The organism is Streptomyces sp. NPDC001292 (assembly GCF_042896465.1).
GTDB lineage: Bacteria > Actinomycetota > Actinomycetes > Streptomycetales > Streptomycetaceae > Streptomyces.
Window position 1 is genome coordinate 22,771 of record NZ_JBIAXG010000034.1, and the last position, 17,544, is coordinate 40,314.

Below are 17,544 nucleotides of genomic sequence, written 5' to 3' on the forward strand. Positions count from 1 at the left end.
GTCTGAGACATCCCTGGTTTGACTCGGCAAGGAGTAATGTCCCATGCAACGTACACGACGAAGATCGCTACGAGCGGGACTGGTGGCAGTCCTGGCCATGTTGGCCCTGCTCGTCGGCGGCCTACCAGCCGCGGCGAAGGCCGCCGACACGGTGCCCGCCGCCGCACCCGTAGCCCGGCCGGCCGCGAAGGCCAAGGTACGTGACGCGGTGCAACACGACCTCTCCCCAAAGCTGCGTGACATCGCCGCGAAGCCTGGCGGTGACAAGCGCAGCAGCGCCAAGCCCTCCGTGCAGCCGGCCCGTTCGCTGGAGCGCGCCGCCGTCAACCCGTCCGCGAAGGAGGGCAGCAGCCAGGTCCAGCGTGGCCTCACCGCCAGCCAGGTACCCGAGTTCAAGGCCAACTTCGAGGGCGTCGGCAACGTCGACGGGGTGCTTCCGCCGGACACCAACGGCGATGTCGGCCCCAACCACTACGTCCAGATGGTCAACCTCCACTACGCCGTGTTCGACAAGAGCGGCAACAAGCTGCTCGGGCCACTGCCGGGCAATGCGGTCTTCGCCGGCTTCGGCGGACCGTGCGAGACCAGGAACGACGGCGACCCGGTGGTCCTCTACGACGAGACCGCCGATCGCTGGATGATCACCCAGTTCGCCCTGCCGGGCGGATCCGCCGGCAACCACCAGTGCATGGCGATCTCGCAGACCCCGGACCCGACCGGGGCCTTCTACCGGTACGACTTCCTCTACCACCAGACCCGGATGAACGACTACCCGAAGTACGGGATCTGGCCGGACGCCTACTACATGACCACCAACGAGTTCGCGCCGTCCTTTGTCGGCGCCGGAGCGGTGGCCTTCGAGCGGGAGAAGATGCTCACCGGCCAGCCGGCCCGGATGGTGTACTTCCACCTCGGTCCGGACTTCGGCGGCCTGCTGCCCGCCGACGCAGAGGGTCAGGCGCCGCCGGCCGGGGCACCCAACCCGTTCGTCATGTTCGACGACGACGCGTGGGGCACCTCGCCCACCGACCGGCTGCTGATGTGGGACTTCCACGTCGACTGGACCAACCCGGCGAACTCCACCTTCGGCAACAACCTGGCCCCGAACCGGTCCCTGGAGACCGCACCGTTCGACTCGAACATGTGCAACAACGCCCGGTCCTGCATCCCGCAGCAGGGCACGTCGGCGCGGCTGGACGCGATCTCCGACCGGTTGATGTACCGGGCGGCCTACCGCAACTTCGGCGACCACGCCTCCATGGTGCTCAACCACACCGTGGATGCCGGCGGCGACCACGCCGGCGTACGGTGGTACGAACTGCGCAGCAACTCGCCCACCGATTGGGCTGTCCATCAGCAGGGCACCTATGCGCCGGACGGCGAGAACCGGTGGATGGCCAGCGCGGCCATGGACGTATCCGGCAACATGGCCATCGGCTACTCGTCATCGGGCAGCACGTCCTTCCCGTCGATCCGGGTGGCCGGGCGACTCTCCGGTGACCCGCTGGGCGAACTGGGGCAGAGCGAGCGGACCCTGATCGCCGGGACCGGCGCACAGACCCACTCGGCGGCGCGCTGGGGCGACTACAGCTCGATGTCGGTGGACCCGACGGACGGCTGCACGTTCTGGTTCACCTCCGAGTACCTGTCCCAGACCAGCTCCGCCAACTGGCAGACCCGCATCGGTGCGATGAAGTTCCCCAACTGCGTGAACGGCCCGCGGGGTGAGGTGACCGGCAAGGTCACCAAGTCCGGTGGCGGAGCGATCGCCGGTGCGACGGTACGCGTCGGCGGTAGCGGCACCGTCACCGACGACCAGGGCGGGTACAAGCTGACCCTGCCGGCTGGTCAGCACGAGGTGACCGCTTCGGCATTCGGCTACGCGTCGAAGTCCGAGACGGTGACCGTGCCGGACGGTGGCGCGGTGACGGCGAGCTTCGCGCTCGACCCGGTTCCGCTGCGCAAGGTCAGCGGCGTGGTGAAGGACGGCTCCGGGCATGGCTGGCCGCTCTACGCGCGCATCGACGTGGCCGGCAAGCCAGGCGGCCCGGTCTTCACCGACCCGGCGACCGGCGCGTACAGCGTCGATCTGCCGCAGGGGGCCGAGTACGGCCTGACGGTCAAGGCGATGTACCCGTCTTACCAGCAAGGCACGGCACAAGTCACCGTCACTGACAGCAACCTGGTGCGGAACTTCGACCTTGCGGTCGAGAACTCCTGCGACGCCACCGGGTACAAGACCGGCTACGGCGAACCGGTCGTCGCCGAGCAGTTCGAGTCCGGGGACACACCGGCCGGCTGGAGCGTGGTGAACACCACCCCCAACGGCGGCTGGAACTTCACCGACCCGAGGAACCGGGGCAACCTCACCGGCGGCAGCGGCAAGTACGCCATCGCGGACAGCGACAACGCCGGTTCCGGCAAGCCGATGGACACCGCGCTGATCACCCCGGCGATGGACCTGTCCGCCGTACCGGCACCGGTACTGCGGTTCAACAGCGACTACCGGGCGCTCGGCGGGTTCGCCGACGTCGACGTGAGCGTTGACGACGGCACGACCTGGAAGAACGTGTCGCGCTGGACCAGCACCAGCCGGCGTGGTCCGGTGCTGGAGGAGATCCCGGTGCCGCAGGCGGCCGGGAAGTCCGACGTGCGGATCCGGTTCCATTACCAGGCCACCTACGCATGGTGGTGGGAGCTGGACAACGTGTCGATCGTCAACCGGTCCTGCGACCCGATCCCGGGTGGCCTGGTGGTCGGCCGGGTGCTGGACGGCAACACCAGCGCCGGGCTCAACGATGCGACAGTGACCAGTGAGGACAAGCCGGCGGAGAAGGCGGTGACCGGGCCGACTCCGGACGACGCCGAACTCGGCGACGGCTTCTACTGGATGTTCTCGACCCTGACCGGGAACCACCCGTTCACCGGGGTGAAAACACAGTACAAATCGGTCACGTCCACGGTAGATGTGGCGGCTGACCGGGCCACGCGGGAGGACTTCGCGCTCAAGGCGGGCCGGCTGACCATCACCCCGCCATCGGTGGAGAGCACCCTGACGCTGGGCCAGACCAAGACGGCGACGACGACAATCCGCAACGACGGCACCGCAGCTGCCACGTTTGAGCTGTCCGAGCGGGCGGGCGACTTCGACATCCTCGGTACGCGTGGCGCGCGCCTGCAGAACATCCGGGTCAAGGGGGGCGGAGTATCGCCCGCCTGGCGGGGCGACAGCCAGCCCGGTGACGTCCTGGAGCCGTCCCCGTACGCGCCGCCGTGGATCAACACGGCGAACTACCCGATCAAGGTCATGGACAACGCCGTGGCCGCGTACGACGGAAAGGTGTACTCGGTTGGCGGAACCGACGGCGCCGCCAACCTCGCCAGCAGCTACGTGTACGACCCGGCGGCGAACACCTGGACGAAGATCGCCGACATGCCGGCGGCCCTGGAGAAGCCGGCAGCGGCGTTCGTCGACGGCAAGCTCTACGTCTTCGGTGGCTGGAACTCGGCGGGCAACACGTCGGCAAAGGTCTATGCCTACGACCCCGGTACCAACGCGTGGGAGACCCGGGCCGGCACCAACCCGGCCCCGCGGGCCGCGCCCGGCATCGGGGTGGTCGACGGCCAGATCTACCTGGTCGGCGGCTGCGTGGACGGAACCTGCAACAAGTCCAATGTGACCGTCCGGTACAACCCGGGGGCCGACACGTTCACCACGGTCGCCGCGTACCCGGTCGCGGTGGCGTGGCAGGGCTGCGGCGGGATCGACGGCACGCTCTACTGCGCCGGCGGCAACGGGTCGACGACGCTGAAGGGCACGTACGCCTACAACCCGGGTGCGAACGCCTGGACCCAGATGGCCGACCTGCCGGTCGACTTCTGGGGGGTGGCCGCGGACACCGCGAACGGCCTGCTGTTGGTCTCCACCGGTGTCATCAACAACTCCACCACGGTCACCAACCAGGGCTGGGCGTACGACCCGGCGGCCAACTCCTGGTCGGCGCTGCCCAACGCCAACTTCGCCCGCTACCGGGCGGGTGCGGCGTGCGGGTTCATCAAGGTCGGTGGCTCGACCGGCGGCTTCACCCCGACGCCGGACAGCGAACTGCTGCCCGGTTTCGACCAGTGCGCCACTGTCACCGACGTACCGTGGCTGTCCGCGTCCCCGACCTCGGCGACGCTGCAGCCCGGGCAGAGCATCACGGTGAACCTGACGTTTGAGGCCTCCACGACGGCGGGCGTGCAGCAGCCCGGCAAGTACACCGCCCAGCTCGGCATCAAGGCGGACACCCCGCCCGTGGCACCGATCGACGTGACGATGGCCGTGCAGCCGCCCAAGGACTGGGGCAAGGCGACGGGCGTCGTCACCGGCGTCGACTGCCGTGGCAACAGCACCGCGCTGCGCGGGGCGACCGTCCAGATCAACGGCAAGAAGGGCTGGACCCACACCCTGAAGACCGATGCGGACGGCCGATACGTCATCTGGGCGCCGAGGGACAACCCAGTCGAGATCATCGCGGCTCAGGATGGCTGGAAGCCGCAGTCCAGGCTGGTGAACCTCAAGGCGAGCGAGGCGGTGACCACCGACTTCGCCCTCCGCCCCACCGCTTGCTGAGAGGAGCCTGATCCACCGGGCCCGCGCCGTTCACCGGCGCGGGCCCTTCCCGTCTGCGCAACCTTGCCCGATCCGCGTGACCGGCGCGGAAGGCGTCACCCCTTCGTGTGCGTGTTGCTGGCAGCTCGGCTGTGGTGGCCGGGCGCGCTCGTTCGCCGCGATCGGCCAGTGGGGCCAAAGCGCCCCGCAGGACACCCTCGCCGGACTCGGCGCCCGCACCGTGACCGCGTTCGGTGTGCGCCTCGCACCGAGCACGGCGGCCATCCGCCGGGTCATCAACCACACCTGCCCCGGCGTCGCTCGCCGACCTGTTGGGAGCGGACCCGGCTGGGGCTGACGCGCGGCCGTGGATGGCAGGAGGGCCCGCGGCTCGCGTACCGGCGACAGTCCGGCCGCGCATCTGCTGGCCGCGATGACCGCAGACGGGATGGCCGACACTCAGCTGCGGGTGCCGGGCAAGACCAACGAAATCACCTGCTTCGCCATCCTGTTGACCCCTTACGATCTGACCGGCGTGACCGTGAACCGACGCGCTGGTGGCGATCAACCGGCTCCGCGGGGCCGGCCCACCAACATCGCCGCCGCTGTCCGCGCCATGTCCTACCAGCCCTTCACCCGGCCGCTGGACCCCCTACACATCGGCTGACCAGCAGCGATCCGTGATCAACCTGACTTTGCAACAGCCCTGCGTGTGTGGGTGAGTCATGCCAGGCCTGCGACGAGGTCGGTGATGTTCTTGCGGCGGCCGGTGAAGAACGGGATCTCCTCACGGACGTGGCGGCGGGCCTCGGAGCCGCGCAGGTGACGCATGAGGTCGACGATGCGGTGGAGTTCGTCGGCCTCGAAGGCGAGGATCCACTCGTAGTCGCCAAGGGAGAAGGAGGCGACGGTGTTGGCGCGCACGTCGGGGTAGCCGCGGGCCATCCTGCCGTGGTCAGCGAGCATCGTGCGGCGCTCCTCTTCGGGCAGCAGGTACCAGTCGTAGGAGCGCACGAACGGGTAGACGCTGACGTAGGTGCGGGGGGTCTCGTCGGCGAGGAACGCGGCTATGTGGGAGCGGTTGAACTCGGCGGGGCGGTGCAGGGCCATGTTCGACCAGACCGGTTCCAGGGCGCGGCCGAGCCGGGTGCGGCGAAAGAGGTTGGAGGCCTCCTGGAGTTGGTCGGCGGTGCCAGCGTGCCACCAGATCATCAGGTCGGCGTCGGCTCGCAGGCCGGAGAGGTCGTAGGTGCCGCGGACGGTGACGTCCTGGGCAGCGAGCCGGTCGAAGAGGTTCTGAACCTCGCCCGCGTGGCCGGTGCGGTCCTCGGGCAGCATGCCGCGGAGCCTGAAGACGGACCACAGCGTGTAGCGGATGACCTTGTTGAGGTCCTTGGCCTTCTTGCCGATGTTCGGGATCCGGGCGGGGGCGTCGTCACTCATGGGGTGCGGCTCCGTTCGGTGCTTGGTGGGCAGGTCCGCAGGCCCTCCCTGGGCCCAGGCCGGGCCCGGACAGGGTGTGCAGGTACAGGAGGTCGGCTCCGCCGTGCCCCGCGGCGGCTAGGTGGTGCGGGGTGCTCGAGTCGAAGTGCGCGCTGTCGCCAGGCGCCAGGGTGTAGCGGGCAGCTCCGAGACGGAGCCTCAGACATCCGTCGAGTACGTACAGCCACTCCTCACCGGGGTGGCTGTACGGGTCGCCCGCCCGGCGTCGCGGGTCCACGTGGATGCGCAGTGCCCTTGTGCCGCGACCGGGAGCGCCGGCGGGCCAGTACGTGCCGCCGTTCGCCGCGATGGGGGCCAGGTCAGTGGCGCGGACCACGGCGTGGTGGTCGACGGGGAGTTCGCCGAGCAGTTGGGCCACCGTCGTTCCGTAGGTGCGGGCCAGACAGATCAGCATGGCCAGCGACGGCCAGCGACGGCCGTTCTCCAGGCGTGAGAGATGGGCGGGGGAGAGCCCGGCGGAACGGGCCGCCTCCTCCAGGCTGAGTGCGCTTCGGCGCCGAAGCCGGCGCAGTTGCGGCGCGACGGCGTCCAGTGCGGAGCGGACCGGATCGTCCTCAAGTCTGTTCACGCTCTGGATCCAGATCTGACGGAGCGGACGAGATCGAACGGGCAGGCGGGGACGGTGTCGGGGACAGGAGCAGAAGGAGGCGCTGTCCAGAACACGGCGGGGTCGCCGGGCAAATTTGATGCCTCATAGGCAAACCGTAAGAAGGTGCATGCCTGGCTGGCAAATGGTTTGCCAACGAGGCAATCGCTTTGCCGCCGGAAGCCGGGGCCAGCTACACCCGTCAAGTCGGTCGCGCCCGAGCGCCGCGTGTCACCCAGCCGGCCCCGACGATTCCCCCGTCGTCGGGCAGCTCAGAGAACCAAGGAGAACGCACCATGACGACCCTTCGCCTGGAAAACGCCGGCGCGTCACGCGAGACATCCAGAAGTTCCCCGGTCAGGTGGCTGGTCGCCACGGACCACAAGATGATCGGCACCCTGTATCTGGTCACGTCGTTCGCGTTCTTCCTGGTGGGAGGCCTGATGGCCCTGCTCATCAGGGCCGAACTGGCACGCCCCGGCATACAGATCATGTCGGCGGAGCAGTACAACCAGGTCTTCACCATGCACGGCACCGTCATGTTGCTGATCTTCGCCACTCCGGTGTTCTCCGGATTCGCGAACTGGATCACGCCGCTGCAGATCGGCGCGCCCGATGTGGCGTTCCCACGCCTGAACATGCTGGCCTACTGGCTCTACCTGTTCGGGTCCCTCATCGTTATGGCGAGCCTGCTCACCCCGCAGGGCGCCCCGGACTTCGGCTGGACGGCCTACTCACCGCTGTCCAGTCCGGCCTACACGCCCGGCATCGGTGCAGACCTGTGGATCATGGGGCTTTCGTTGTCCGGGTTCGGCACCATCCTCGGCGCCGTCAACCTCATGACCACGATCATCTGCATGCGTGCACCGGGACTGACCATGTTCCGCATGCCGGTCTTCACCTGGACGGTGCTGATGACCGGGTTGCTGGTGCTGCTCGCCTTCCCGCCGCTGGCGGCTGCCTTGCTGGCGCTGGAATTCGACCGCAAGTTCGGTGCGCACATCTTTGACGCCGCCAATGGAGGGCCCATCCTGTGGCAGCACCTCTTCTGGTTCTTCGGCCACCCCGAGGTGTACATCATCGCTCTGCCGTTCTTCGGGATCGTCTCGGAGATCATCCCGGTCTTCTCCCGCAAGCCCATGTTCGGCTACATCGGGCTGATCGGCGCGACCATCACCATCTCCGGCCTCTCCCTGACCGTCTGGGCGCACCACATGTTCGTTACCGGTGCCGTACTGCTGCCCTTCTTCTCCCTCATGTCCTTCCTCATCGCCGTGCCGACGGGTGTGAAGTTCTTCAACTGGATCGGCACGATGTGGAAGGGCTCGCTCTCCTTCGAGACACCGATGCTGTGGTCCGTGGGATTCATGGTCACCTTCGTCTTCGGCGGGCTGACTGGTGTGCTTCTGGCGTCGCCGCCGCTGGACTCGCACGTCCACGACTCGTACTTCGTGGTCGCGCACTTCCACTACGTGGTCTTCGGTACGGTGGTCTTCGCCATGTTCGCCGGATTCCATTTCTGGTGGCCGAAGTTCACCGGAAAGATGCTTGACGAGCGCCTTGGGAAGATCACGTTCTGGACGCTCTTCGTGGGATTCCACGGCACGTTCCTCGTACAGCACTGGCTGGGTGCCGAAGGCATGCCCCGACGCTACGCCGACTACCTGGCCGCCGACGGCTTCACCGCGTTGAACACCATCTCCACGATCAGCTCTTTCCTGCTGGGCCTGTCCATGCTGCCGTTCCTCTACAACATCTGGAAGACCGCCAAGTACGGACGCCCGGTGGAGACCGACGATCCGTGGGGGTACGGCCGTTCCCTGGAGTGGGTGACCTCCTGCCCGCCGCCGCGCCACAACTTCACCCGGCTTCCGGCGATCCGCAGCGAATCCCCGGCCTTCGACCTGCACCATCCGGAGATCGCGGGCGATCTGACGTCCATCTCCCGGGGAGAGGCACATCACCATGCACTCTCTTGACGAAGAAGCGTCCTTCGGGATTCAGCGGCTCGAAGGCTATCTCCTGGTCGAGGCCGAACGCAGCCAGGCCCTGGCCGACGCGGAGACCTTCCTGGACGGCCTCATCCTGCTCGCCGTGGACCAGCGCGAGGAACTGCGCCGGGCCTACCTGGAGGAACGTGACCGGCTCACCCGCCACACCCTGGAGCGCATCGTCGCGCGCGCCGCGGAACTGCGCACCGAGTACACCGACCGCTACCGCAGGCTGCGCCTGCTCGCCTGGAGCACCGCGGCGGCAACCACCGCTACGGCAACCGGGCTTCTCGCTCTGATCCACCAGTGACAACACACCGGTTGCCGCTGATCCGGACCCGGTCCGTCCGCTGCGGGGGCAACGCCCACCGCCGACTCCTCCTGGGTGTGGCCTTCTGGGATCTTCGCGCGCAGGGTCACCATGAGGAGTGGGGCGATCAGGACCCCGCCCGCCGAGCCACGAAAGACCGCGTCCGCGCAGCCCACGCAGGCGGTGAGCCGGAACTGCCGCCACGGAATCGTGGTCACCCGGCTCGGACAGGGACTGACACACCCTCTCCTTCGGGAGCACGAACGTTCCCACACAGCCTCCGCGTTCCCCAGCTCGGCAGCCGGTCCGCCGTCCCACACCGACTTCGCCGGTTGCCGGGCAGCCGGCCCCCGCTGCTTCACCAGCAATCCCATCACCGACGGCACCCAGCACTCCACCGAAAAGACGACACGATGCGCCATCCCTGCCGTGCGGCAGCCGACTCCACACCTGAGCACCCGTACTCGAGTAAAGGCCCGTTCCATGGGTTCAATGCCATGAGCCACCAACCCTTCCAGGTCATCTGCGAGATCGAGCCCCCGACAAGGCCGGATCTCAAGCACGTCCGTCACCAGATCGGAACGCTCGGCAAGGTAGCCGACTCCTTCCTCATTCCCGATAACCACATAGGCCGTGCGACCGTGTCCAGCCTGGCGGTCGCACACGAGGTCGAGGCGATGGGCGGCCGGAGCATCGCCTGCCTGAACGCCCGTGATCGTAACCTGCTGGGATTTCAGCGGGACATGCTGACCGCAGCGGCATACGGCGTGGATCAGTTTCTCTTCGTGTACGGGGACAAGCCGGCGGCCGGAAGCCGTACAGGGCAGTTGACGGTGCGGACGATGCTTGAGGAGGTGCGGGCCGCGGCACAGGGGGCGGCGTTTGCGGGAGTGCAGCCGTTTCGTGTGGGTACGGCGGCAGGGCTGCGGCCCCTGCCCCCTTGGAAGCGAAGCGCTGACTTCGTGTTCGTGCAGGTGAGCTTTTCCCTGGATGCTTTGCTGGAGTGGCGGGAAGCCAACCCTGTCGAAGTTCCCGTCTACGCGGGCGTGATGGTTCTCGCGAGCGAGAACCACGCCCGGCGTCTCGCCGCGGCCATCCCCGACATCGACATCCCCACCGCCCTGGTGGAGAAGGTCGCCACCGACCGTCTCGCCGGTGTGGAGGCCACCTGTGAACACATCCTCCGCATCCGGGAGTCAGGAGCCTTTGACGGCGTGCACCTGATCCCAGTGGCTCGCTACCGTGAGGTCGCCGCCAGCTTGGAGGAGCTGCTATGACCGTCCGGCGGGCAGCCCCCGCCGGACCTGGTCCACCGGCTCTTCGACGTGGACCACGTCGCGGAGCAGGTGACCTGGCTCCAATCCCAGGGGTGGCATGCTCGGCGGCTCCTACCCAACGGCACCGGGCCCCTTTTCGTGCACGGGACGTCAGGTCGACGTCCACCCCTTGATCTCCTCAGCGACCTCGCGCACGTCCAGCCCGTCGCGGGCGATCCGCTCGGCCAGGTCGCCGGCCTGCTTGAAGTCCGCCGTCACCACGGCGCCGGACACCGTCAGACAGGAGGCCGCCACGTCCGTCCCGACCAGCTCGTTGGCGTACTTCAGCGCGGGCACGCGCACGAGCTGGTGCATGAGCGCCGCCGCCCGGTTCTGCGGAGCCGGGTACACGGGCCGGTCCAATCACCTTGTCGACGTGCCGCGCTACCGCGGCCTGAAGACTGCCGAAGTCGGTCACGTCCGGACCCCCGGGAAGGGACCGGTGGGCGACATCGAGCAGCCAGGCACGGTCGATGTGGACGATCACGCGGTCTGCCCGTTCGGTTCGCTCTGCACGGGCGCGGGATGGTTGAAGCGTTCCGCGAAGTGCGGGTCCCACTCCTGCGCGAAGTGGTCGGCCGCGGCGAGGAACCGGTGCCGCAGGTCGTTCGCCTCGTCGGTGACCACCTGACGGACGTAGTCCGGGACTTCCATGCCGCCGAGCAGGACCGGCAGGTCGCCGGGAACCGGCCGCCGTCGCCGCCCGCGCCTACGCTCTGTCCCACCAGCCCGAGCAGGCCCGCCAGGCAGTCGCAGCCGGCGGCGCGTTCATGGAGCGGCTGGACACCGCGCGCGGGCCGGCTTCCAAAGCCCCCCGGCGCAGGCAGCGTCACGGATCCGGGCTGCGATACTCCACCCACGCGAACTCCTGCCCGAACGCCGCCGATCGCGGATCCTGCCGCGACGGTTCAACCGTCCACGGTCCCCCTCCGCCTTCCGTAAATCCCGCAACGACCTGCCGATGAACGAGACCACGGTCAGCATCTCGATCAACCGCCCACAACCGGAGTTGACATCCCCCCAACTCGGCCTTAATTTGCTGGCATTGAGCATTAATCCGCCTGTCGCCAATCGATCAACTACCAGAGGGGCAGAAGTTTTCCCAGGTCAAAGAAGCTAGCGGCATGACTCCCAACTCCCGCTCCGTGTCCGGGCTGAAGTGTGCCGCAGCGGTCGCGACGGCAGCTGCGACGGCTGCTCTGACCTTGGTTCTCGCCCCGACCAGCCACGCCGCAGCCGCTGAGACGTCCCTTCCACTGGGCGATGCCGGTCTGGAAGAAACTCGTAGCAGCCAAACCTTGTCCGACGGCGTCACACTGACCCGCATCGTCCGTGGGACCGAGCCCGCTCCGGCCGATCAGATCAACACCACGACGCGCGGCCCCTGGATGGTCAACGTACTGACGATCGACCCCCGCATGACGCGCGGGCACCTGGAGGCGACCTACGGGCCGGACCTGGCCAAGACGGAGAAGACCACTGACCTTGTCCGCTCCTCCGGCGCCCTGGCCGGGGTCAACGCCTCCTTCTTCACCTTCACCGGTAGCGCGCAGTACCCCGGCGATCCGGTGGGCCTGGGCCTGTTCGGTGGAAAGCTCCTCAGCGAGCCCACCCAAAGAAGCGATGAGGTCGACTTCGTCGTGGATGCCAACAGCAACCGGGTCCTCATGGGCAAGCTGAGCTGGTCCGGTGGCGTGCAGAACCGGCAGACCGAGGCCACGCTGCCGCTGAAGTTCATCAACCACCCGCCGGTGGTTCCGGGCGCTTGCTCCGGCCTCACCGACCAGACCCAGTGCGCCGTGCCCGGCGACGTGGTCGAGTTCACCCCCGAGTTCGCCGACGCCACCCCGTCCGGGGCAGGCGTGGAGGTCGTCCTCGACCGGCACGGCTGTGTGGTGCGTACGTCCACGACCCGTGGCACGACGCTGACAGGCGGTCAGACTTCCTTGCAGGCGACGGGCCGGGACGCGGCGTCCCTGCTGCAGGTGGCAGGACAGGGGTGCGTCAAGGAGACCTCCACCCTGGTCAACGAGCAGGGTGAGGAACTCCCCGCGCGCAAGGGTCTGTTCGGCGTGAACGGCCGCTACCGGCTCACCGCGGACGGGCAGATCGTGGTACCGGCCGGTTCGGGTAGCTTCTTCGCGCGCAACCCCCGTACCATCGCCGGCACCACGCGAGACGGAAAGATCGTGCTTGCGACGATCGACGGCCGTATGACCAGCAGCGTCGGCACCACGATGGCCGAGACCGCCGCTGTCGCTGACGCTCTGGGCATGCACGACGCGGTCAACCTCGACGGCGGCGGCTCCACCGCCATGTCGGTCGAGGGCGCCCTGGTCAACCGGCCGAGCGGGACGACCGAGCGGCCCGTCGGCGACGCCCTTGTCTTCATGAACACTCGTTACCGCGGCGGCCTGGGCTGACGCTGCCGCCACCGCGACGACTGGCCCGAGCCCCTTGGTCCGGGTCAGTCTTGTCCAGCACCTCTGGTCTGTGATGGGGTGGCGACGGCGACCTGGGGCAGGGCCAGGCGGTAGTGCAGCACGGTGGCCAGGAGCCGGTCGGCGAGGGTGAGCATCGGCCGGCGTCCGGTGGTGCCGTCGTCCTTGACGCGTGGCCGGTGGCCACACCGCTTGTCCAGATCGGCTTCGCGCTGGTCGTCGTGGAGGGTCAGGAGCTGGACGATCAGGGCGTCCCACTCGACCGCGGTGAGTCCGGTGAACAGCGGGTGGCACAGCCAGGGCAGGTCCGGGCTCGGCTGGTCGAACGGATCCGGGGCTTCGTCGATCTCGGCGTAGGGCTCGGGCCGCAACGTGTAGTTCCAGTCGCCGTGCCAGGTGTGGCGGTTCAGCGGCAGGGCGTCCATCTGCCGGTCACCGATGGTCACGCCAAGATGGCCGCGTCCTCCTGGCCCGCCTGGAGGACGCTGGCGGCGAGGACGAACGGCGCCAGAGTCTCGCGACGATGCTCGGCATGGCCGCCGACTACGCGGCCGCGGGCGACCACCGCGCTTCAGCGTGAACAATGCTGATGAGAAGTGATGTCGCTCCGGCGCCGCCACTGGAGCTACGAACGCAAAGCCGGGCCACTTCCCTGGCCTTCGCCGGCATCGCCTGCACCCTCGTTCCGCTACCACAGACTCGCCGAATGGCGCATCCAATGGGTCACCAATGACAGACCGCAAACTGGCTCGGTGAACAGACGTGGAAACGGGGAGCCTTCGGGCGACTCCGTCCCCTAGTTTCATCCCATGGCCTCATCCGTCGATCCCGAAGACCGAGTTGCCGAGGCGCGGCCGCGTCTGGTGACCCGCCCGCTGCTGTTGCGCTTTGTGACGGTCGTCGGCTCCTCGGCGAGCTTCTTCCTGCTGCTGTCGGTCGTCCCGGCGTACACGCAGAGCGTGCCGGGCCGGGGCAGTGACCAGGCGGGCCTGGTCACCGGTGCGTTGATGCTGGCCACGGTGGGCGGCGAGTTGATGGCCCCATGGCTGGCCGCACGCTGTGGCCACCGCGTGTTGCTGGGGGCGGGGTTGTTGTTGCTGGGTGCTCCGGCACTGGCCCTGACCGTGTCGCAGAGTATGGGGTGGATCGTGGCGGTGTGCCTTGTCCGGGGGCTCGGCTTCGCATTCACTTTGGTGGCGGGCGGGGCGCTGACGGCGTCGTTGATCCCGCCCGAACGACGTGGGGAGGGGCTGGCTCTGATCGGCGTCATGGCCGGTGTGCCGTCGCTGGTGGGCCTGCCGCTCGGAGCCTGGATGGCAGTGCACACGGGATACGGGCCCGTTTGCACAGCAGCGGCACTTCTCGCCCTGGTCTCCATCGCCGCCGTCCCGGGCCTGCCCGGCCGGGAAGCGGAGCAGGGGCCACCTCTAGGGATCTTCGCCGGGGCCCGCTCCGGCACGCTCGGCCGCCCCACGGTCGTGTTCGCGGTGACGGCAGTGGGCGCGGGGATCGTCGTCACCTTTCTGCCACTGGCCGTGGCGCCGGGCTCTTCCGGCGTGGTCGCCGCGGCTCTCTTCGTGCAACCGGCCGCCGCGACGACATCCCGCTGGTTCGCCGGTCGGCGCGCCGACCGGCGCGGAGCCGCCGGGCTGGTCGTGCCGGGACTGGTCACCTCAGCAGCCGGCATCCTCGTCGTTGCCCTAACAGGCGTCCCCCTCGCGGTCGTCGCGGGTGCGGCCGTATTCGGGCTCGGCTTCGGCATCACCCAGAGCGCAACCATCACCCTGATGTACTCCCGGGTCCCGACCTCCGGGTACGCGACGGTGAGCGCCCTGTGGAATGTCGCCTACGACGCGGGCATGGGCATCGGCGCGGTCGGCTTCGGCACGGTGGCCGGCTTGACCGGCTACCCCTGGGCATTCGTCCTGACCGCGCTCCTGATGCTGACGGCCCTCGTCCCGGCCTGGTGGGACCAAACGGCAGCGCGCAAACAACGTTCGACGACCAGGGAGGACCGGACCGTCACGGCGGAGGGGCAACGGTGAGCAGTTGCCTGCGCCTTCACCCATTACCGCGAGCCGCCGCCAAGATGCCGCCAAGCTCCAGGACGGCATCCGGGAACGCACCGCCGCTCGCGACCCCCGGCCGCAGCCGGCAACCGCCGCGCCGCCCGATACACCCAGCAGCCCGGCCGCCATCCCGCGCCGGGTCCGAGGACACCCACCACGGGAGGAGCCGCATGACCACGCCGCCCAACGACTGGAGGATCGAGGCCGCCGCCGCCCGTGTGAGGGAGGCCGCGCGGAACGTGCCGCCGCGTACGGGCCGCCGCCCTGGCAGCCGATCTGGAAGCGGCCGAAGGAGCTGCGCGAGCAGCGCAAGCGGCTGCGGGAGGCCGGGAAGCGCCACTTCGCCGTCGGACAGTCCCTCCGGCCCCGCTCCCGCAGGAACCGGATCGGCAGTGCCGCCGCGCGGCGCGATGCGCGCGCCCTGTCCCGGATGCGGCACTCCAACGCGTGGCTGCGGTGACGATGCGGTGCAGTGCACCGTATTTGGCACGGTGCGCGATGCGGTGGCGCGCACCACGATGCGCGGTTGGTCCGCCAGTACGCTGTGACCAGCAGCACCCGGTCCTCCAGAGTCGGCCCTCGTGGACCGGGTCTGCCCTTTCCCCCGCAACACGGTGGTCAGCTCGCGGAACTGACGCGGACTCAACCCGGCGAACGGGCTATCCAGACAGCTCCGACGCCGTGATCACACCAGCCACAACCAAGATCATTACATGTGGTGGGGCCACCCACGGGGGCAGTAGCCCACGGCTACCGCGATCCTGGTACCGGGCCGGGTAGACCCAGGCGGCCACATACTGCTGCCACGAACCCGGCGGCAGCAGGTGTTGCCGGCCCTGTCCGTCCGTCGCGTTGGTGGGCGATGGCCGCGGCGACGACCTCGTTGTCCCCGTGGCGGTCCAGGTACCAACGGCCGCCGTCGAGCGCCCTCAAGGCCCGCGGCATCGGCCATGTCCTTGCCGTCGCCTGCTCGACGCGGGTGAGGATCAACCACGGCCGCACTCCCCTCCGTGCCGATGGAGGACGAGCTGGCTGCCGAGATCCGGCAGATCCACACCGCCTCCCGCCGTGCGTACGGTGCCCCGAGGATCACCGCGGCGCTGCGCAGGAAGGGACGGCGGATCAACCGCAAGAGGGTCGAGCGGCTGATGAGCGAGCGCGGCATCCGCGGAATCACCCGCCGCAAACGCCGGAGCCTGACCAGGTCGGACAAGAAGGCGGCCGTCTCCCCGGACCTGATCGGCCGCGACTTCACCACGAGAAGAAGGACGCCCGCGTGATGGGGAAGTTCCACATTGTCGGGGTGCACCTGTGTAAGGGGGTCACCACGATGAGCCGGAGCCATCGGACGGGGTGGTGCCGGATATGTTCCAGCGGGACTTCACCGCTGACGTGCCGATTGCGCAGGTCACGATATTGTGGTCTGTTAAACCATAGTGTCAATATCTGCAGTGTTGCAAACCGTGGTCTGTGGTGCCATGCTACGAAGCATGTCGGCGAAGCAGAACAAGGACGACCAGGACCCCGACGTGCAGAGGGTCCGCGATACCCGCGCCGAGATCACCCGCGCGGAAAAGCAGCTCGCCCAGCTCCGCAAACAACTCGAAGACGACGTTCGTGCCGCCGTCACGGCGCCCGTTGGCGGAAAGCTGCCGTACGGACGGGTCGCTAGACTTGCCCGCATGCTGGGCTACAAGGACTCCAGCATGATCTACACCCTGCGTGACAACAGCCTCGCCCGGGCCGGGCAGCGGTTCACACAAAGCGCCACCAAGGACAGCACGAAACCATCTGCCGAAGAGCCTGACGGCAGTGTCCCAGGCCGGATGAAGCCAACTGCCGCCTGACCGACCGCCAAGTATGGGGACTGCCGTTCATGACTACCGCCACCCTCGGCTCTGGAGCCGTGCCCTCCATGCCCGACAGGACACCGAAGGCGCTCCGCGCCGCCATCGCCCAGCATGCGCCGCAACTCCTCGTCGACTTCGATCGACACTGGCGCCGCGACATCGCCGACGCTTACGACCTCGCGCCGGTCCCCGCCTTCATGGCCCGCTGGTGGGGCGAATTCGCCCTCGCCCGCGACCCCCAACTGGAAGCGAAGGTGCACGGCCTGGAGGACGAGGCCAGCCGGGAACCTGACTACGTCCGCGCCAAGTCACTCATTGAAGAAGCCGGACGCATCCGCCGCACGGCAGCGAAGGTAGAGCCCGGCCAGTGACCGGCGACTTCATGGGGCCGCCCTGGCAAGCCGACTGGACCAAGAACGCAGAGGACAACAGAAGCACTCTCCCCGAAGAGGCCCGTGTCTTGGTCGACGAAGCCCGCGCCGAACTCGTCACCGCCGCTGACCCGTACTTCCGGGGCATCGACAGCGACCGCGACGCGGAATGAGTGTCGAACCCGTCCAGTCCACCCGCCCCGGTGGCGAACACGTCATCTACTTCGATCACGGCCGGGGGTGGCTCCGGTACCACTTCACCAGCAGGACCACCGATCCTCAGATCGTGATCGATGAGTGTTTCTGGCAGTGAGCCAGACTGCGGGTGTCGATAAATCATCCGTCCAGATCATGGCCTTGATCGGCCGTCTCTGATGCGGGTTGCCGGCTATCCCGCTGTCTTCACCTGGGCAGGGGAGACGGCAGCATGACCGGTCATGCTGCTGCGCCTGGCCAACATGAACGGCAACTGGGCGGGAGCAGGCTGCGGTTCGACGCGAGTGATCGGGCGTT

Annotated in this window: 17 protein-coding genes; 12 read left to right on the forward strand and 5 right to left on the reverse strand. The window is 68.3% G+C overall.

From position 1 onward, the window contains the following. Positions 1-43 precede the first annotated feature (43 nt). Together ACFY4A_RS29690 and ACFY4A_RS29695 are read left to right on the forward strand one after the other, a co-directional pair. The gene (locus ACFY4A_RS29690) at positions 44-4,615 is read left to right on the forward strand and encodes a carboxypeptidase regulatory-like domain-containing protein (protein ID WP_390832420.1); all 4,572 of its coding nucleotides are present in this window, start codon (positions 44-46) and stop codon (positions 4,613-4,615) included. 412 nt (positions 4,616-5,027) lie between these two features. Then, positions 5,028-5,261, forward strand: a complete 234-nt coding sequence (locus ACFY4A_RS29695) for a hypothetical protein (RefSeq protein WP_390832421.1) — start codon at positions 5,028-5,030, stop codon at positions 5,259-5,261. Between the two features lie 56 nt (positions 5,262-5,317). Here the strand turns inward: ACFY4A_RS29695 and hemQ are convergent, their stop codons facing one another. Together hemQ and ACFY4A_RS29705 are read right to left on the reverse strand one after the other, a co-directional pair. Further along, positions 5,318-6,037: a hydrogen peroxide-dependent heme synthase gene (gene hemQ, locus ACFY4A_RS29700; RefSeq protein WP_390832422.1), complete on the reverse strand. Its 720-nt coding sequence runs from the start codon at positions 6,035-6,037 to the stop codon at positions 5,318-5,320. Beyond that, positions 6,030-6,665 (reverse strand): helix-turn-helix domain-containing protein, encoded by a 636-nt coding sequence (locus ACFY4A_RS29705; RefSeq protein ID WP_390832423.1) that lies wholly within the window; start codon positions 6,663-6,665, stop codon positions 6,030-6,032. The genes hemQ and ACFY4A_RS29705 overlap by 8 nt, the downstream gene beginning before the upstream one ends. Positions 6,666-6,979: 314 nt before the next feature. Here ACFY4A_RS29705 and ctaD point away from each other — a divergent pair, with 314 nt between their 5' ends. The 3 genes from ctaD to ACFY4A_RS29720 all read left to right on the forward strand — a co-directional run bounded on the left by ctaD (position 6,980) and on the right by ACFY4A_RS29720 (position 10,261). Continuing rightward, entirely contained in the window at positions 6,980-8,662 is a 1,683-nt protein-coding gene (gene ctaD, locus ACFY4A_RS29710; protein WP_390832424.1) for a cytochrome c oxidase subunit I, read from the forward strand. Then, positions 8,649-8,984 (forward strand): hypothetical protein, encoded by a 336-nt coding sequence (locus ACFY4A_RS29715; RefSeq protein WP_390832425.1) that lies wholly within the window; start codon positions 8,649-8,651, stop codon positions 8,982-8,984. The genes ctaD and ACFY4A_RS29715 overlap by 14 nt, the downstream gene beginning before the upstream one ends. Before the next feature lie 497 nt (positions 8,985-9,481). After that, complete coding sequence (locus tag ACFY4A_RS29720) at positions 9,482-10,261, forward strand: methylenetetrahydrofolate reductase (protein ID WP_390832426.1); 780 nt, start codon at positions 9,482-9,484, stop codon at positions 10,259-10,261. Positions 10,262-10,411: 150 nt separating this feature from the next. Here the strand turns inward: ACFY4A_RS29720 and ACFY4A_RS29725 are convergent, their stop codons facing one another. After that, the gene (locus tag ACFY4A_RS29725; protein ID WP_390832427.1) at positions 10,412-10,651 is read right to left on the reverse strand and encodes a hypothetical protein; all 240 of its coding nucleotides are present in this window, start codon (positions 10,649-10,651) and stop codon (positions 10,412-10,414) included. A gap of 132 nt (positions 10,652-10,783) precedes the next feature. Next, complete coding sequence (locus ACFY4A_RS29730; RefSeq protein WP_390832428.1) at positions 10,784-10,954, reverse strand: hypothetical protein; 171 nt, start codon at positions 10,952-10,954, stop codon at positions 10,784-10,786. Between the two features lie 644 nt (positions 10,955-11,598). Between ACFY4A_RS29730 and ACFY4A_RS29735 the strand changes: the two genes are divergently transcribed. Further along, complete coding sequence (locus tag ACFY4A_RS29735) at positions 11,599-12,723, forward strand: phosphodiester glycosidase family protein (protein WP_390832429.1); 1,125 nt, start codon at positions 11,599-11,601, stop codon at positions 12,721-12,723. 44 nt (positions 12,724-12,767) lie between these two features. On the opposite strand, the gene ACFY4A_RS29740 is transcribed toward ACFY4A_RS29735, so the two are convergent. Continuing rightward, positions 12,768-13,187 (reverse strand): hypothetical protein, encoded by a 420-nt coding sequence (locus ACFY4A_RS29740; protein ID WP_390832430.1) that lies wholly within the window; start codon positions 13,185-13,187, stop codon positions 12,768-12,770. 363 nt (positions 13,188-13,550) lie between these two features. On the opposite strand from ACFY4A_RS29740, the gene ACFY4A_RS29745 reads away from it, so the two are divergent. The 6 genes from ACFY4A_RS29745 (at position 13,551) to ACFY4A_RS29770 (ending at position 17,204) form a co-directional block, all read left to right on the forward strand. Continuing rightward, entirely contained in the window at positions 13,551-14,786 is a 1,236-nt protein-coding gene (locus tag ACFY4A_RS29745) for an MFS transporter (protein WP_390832431.1), read from the forward strand. Between the two features lie 4 nt (positions 14,787-14,790). Then, a complete protein-coding gene (locus ACFY4A_RS29750; protein WP_390832432.1) occupies positions 14,791-15,270 on the forward strand; it encodes a hypothetical protein in 480 nt (159 codons plus the stop codon). A 556-nt stretch (positions 15,271-15,826) separates the two neighbouring features. Continuing rightward, positions 15,827-16,090 carry an IS3 family transposase gene (locus ACFY4A_RS29755; RefSeq protein WP_390832433.1) on the forward strand — a complete coding sequence of 88 codons (264 nt, stop codon included), beginning with the start codon at positions 15,827-15,829 and terminating at the stop codon, positions 16,088-16,090. Positions 16,091-16,300: 210 nt separating this feature from the next. Further along, positions 16,301-16,657, forward strand: coding sequence for a hypothetical protein (locus ACFY4A_RS29760; protein WP_390832434.1), 357 nt, complete (start codon positions 16,301-16,303; stop codon positions 16,655-16,657). A gap of 29 nt (positions 16,658-16,686) precedes the next feature. Beyond that, the gene (locus ACFY4A_RS29765; RefSeq protein ID WP_390832435.1) at positions 16,687-17,031 is read left to right on the forward strand and encodes a DUF6247 family protein; all 345 of its coding nucleotides are present in this window, start codon (positions 16,687-16,689) and stop codon (positions 17,029-17,031) included. Beyond that, positions 17,028-17,204, forward strand: a complete 177-nt coding sequence (locus ACFY4A_RS29770; RefSeq protein WP_390832436.1) for a hypothetical protein — start codon at positions 17,028-17,030, stop codon at positions 17,202-17,204. Before ACFY4A_RS29765 ends, ACFY4A_RS29770 begins: the two co-directional genes overlap by 4 nt. Positions 17,205-17,544 lie beyond the last annotated feature (340 nt).

Coding starts and splice junctions, on each gene's coding strand:
- ACFY4A_RS29690 (WP_390832420.1), top strand. CDS start 44: ATGCAACGTACACGACGAAGATCGCTACGAGCGGGACTGGTGGCAGTC.
- ACFY4A_RS29695 (WP_390832421.1), top strand. CDS start 5,028: ATGACCGCAGACGGGATGGCCGACACTCAGCTGCGGGTGCCGGGCAAG.
- hemQ (WP_390832422.1), bottom strand. CDS start 6,037: ATGAGTGACGACGCCCCCGCCCGGATCCCGAACATCGGCAAGAAGGCC.
- ctaD (WP_390832424.1), top strand. CDS start 6,980: ATGACGACCCTTCGCCTGGAAAACGCCGGCGCGTCACGCGAGACATCC.
- ACFY4A_RS29715 (WP_390832425.1), top strand. CDS start 8,649: ATGCACTCTCTTGACGAAGAAGCGTCCTTCGGGATTCAGCGGCTCGAA.
- ACFY4A_RS29720 (WP_390832426.1), top strand. CDS start 9,482: ATGAGCCACCAACCCTTCCAGGTCATCTGCGAGATCGAGCCCCCGACA.
- ACFY4A_RS29730 (WP_390832428.1), bottom strand. CDS start 10,954: ATGGAAGTCCCGGACTACGTCCGTCAGGTGGTCACCGACGAGGCGAAC.
- ACFY4A_RS29745 (WP_390832431.1), top strand. CDS start 13,551: ATGGCCTCATCCGTCGATCCCGAAGACCGAGTTGCCGAGGCGCGGCCG.
- ACFY4A_RS29755 (WP_390832433.1), top strand. CDS start 15,827: ATGGAGGACGAGCTGGCTGCCGAGATCCGGCAGATCCACACCGCCTCC.
- ACFY4A_RS29760 (WP_390832434.1), top strand. CDS start 16,301: ATGTCGGCGAAGCAGAACAAGGACGACCAGGACCCCGACGTGCAGAGG.
- ACFY4A_RS29765 (WP_390832435.1), top strand. CDS start 16,687: ATGACTACCGCCACCCTCGGCTCTGGAGCCGTGCCCTCCATGCCCGAC.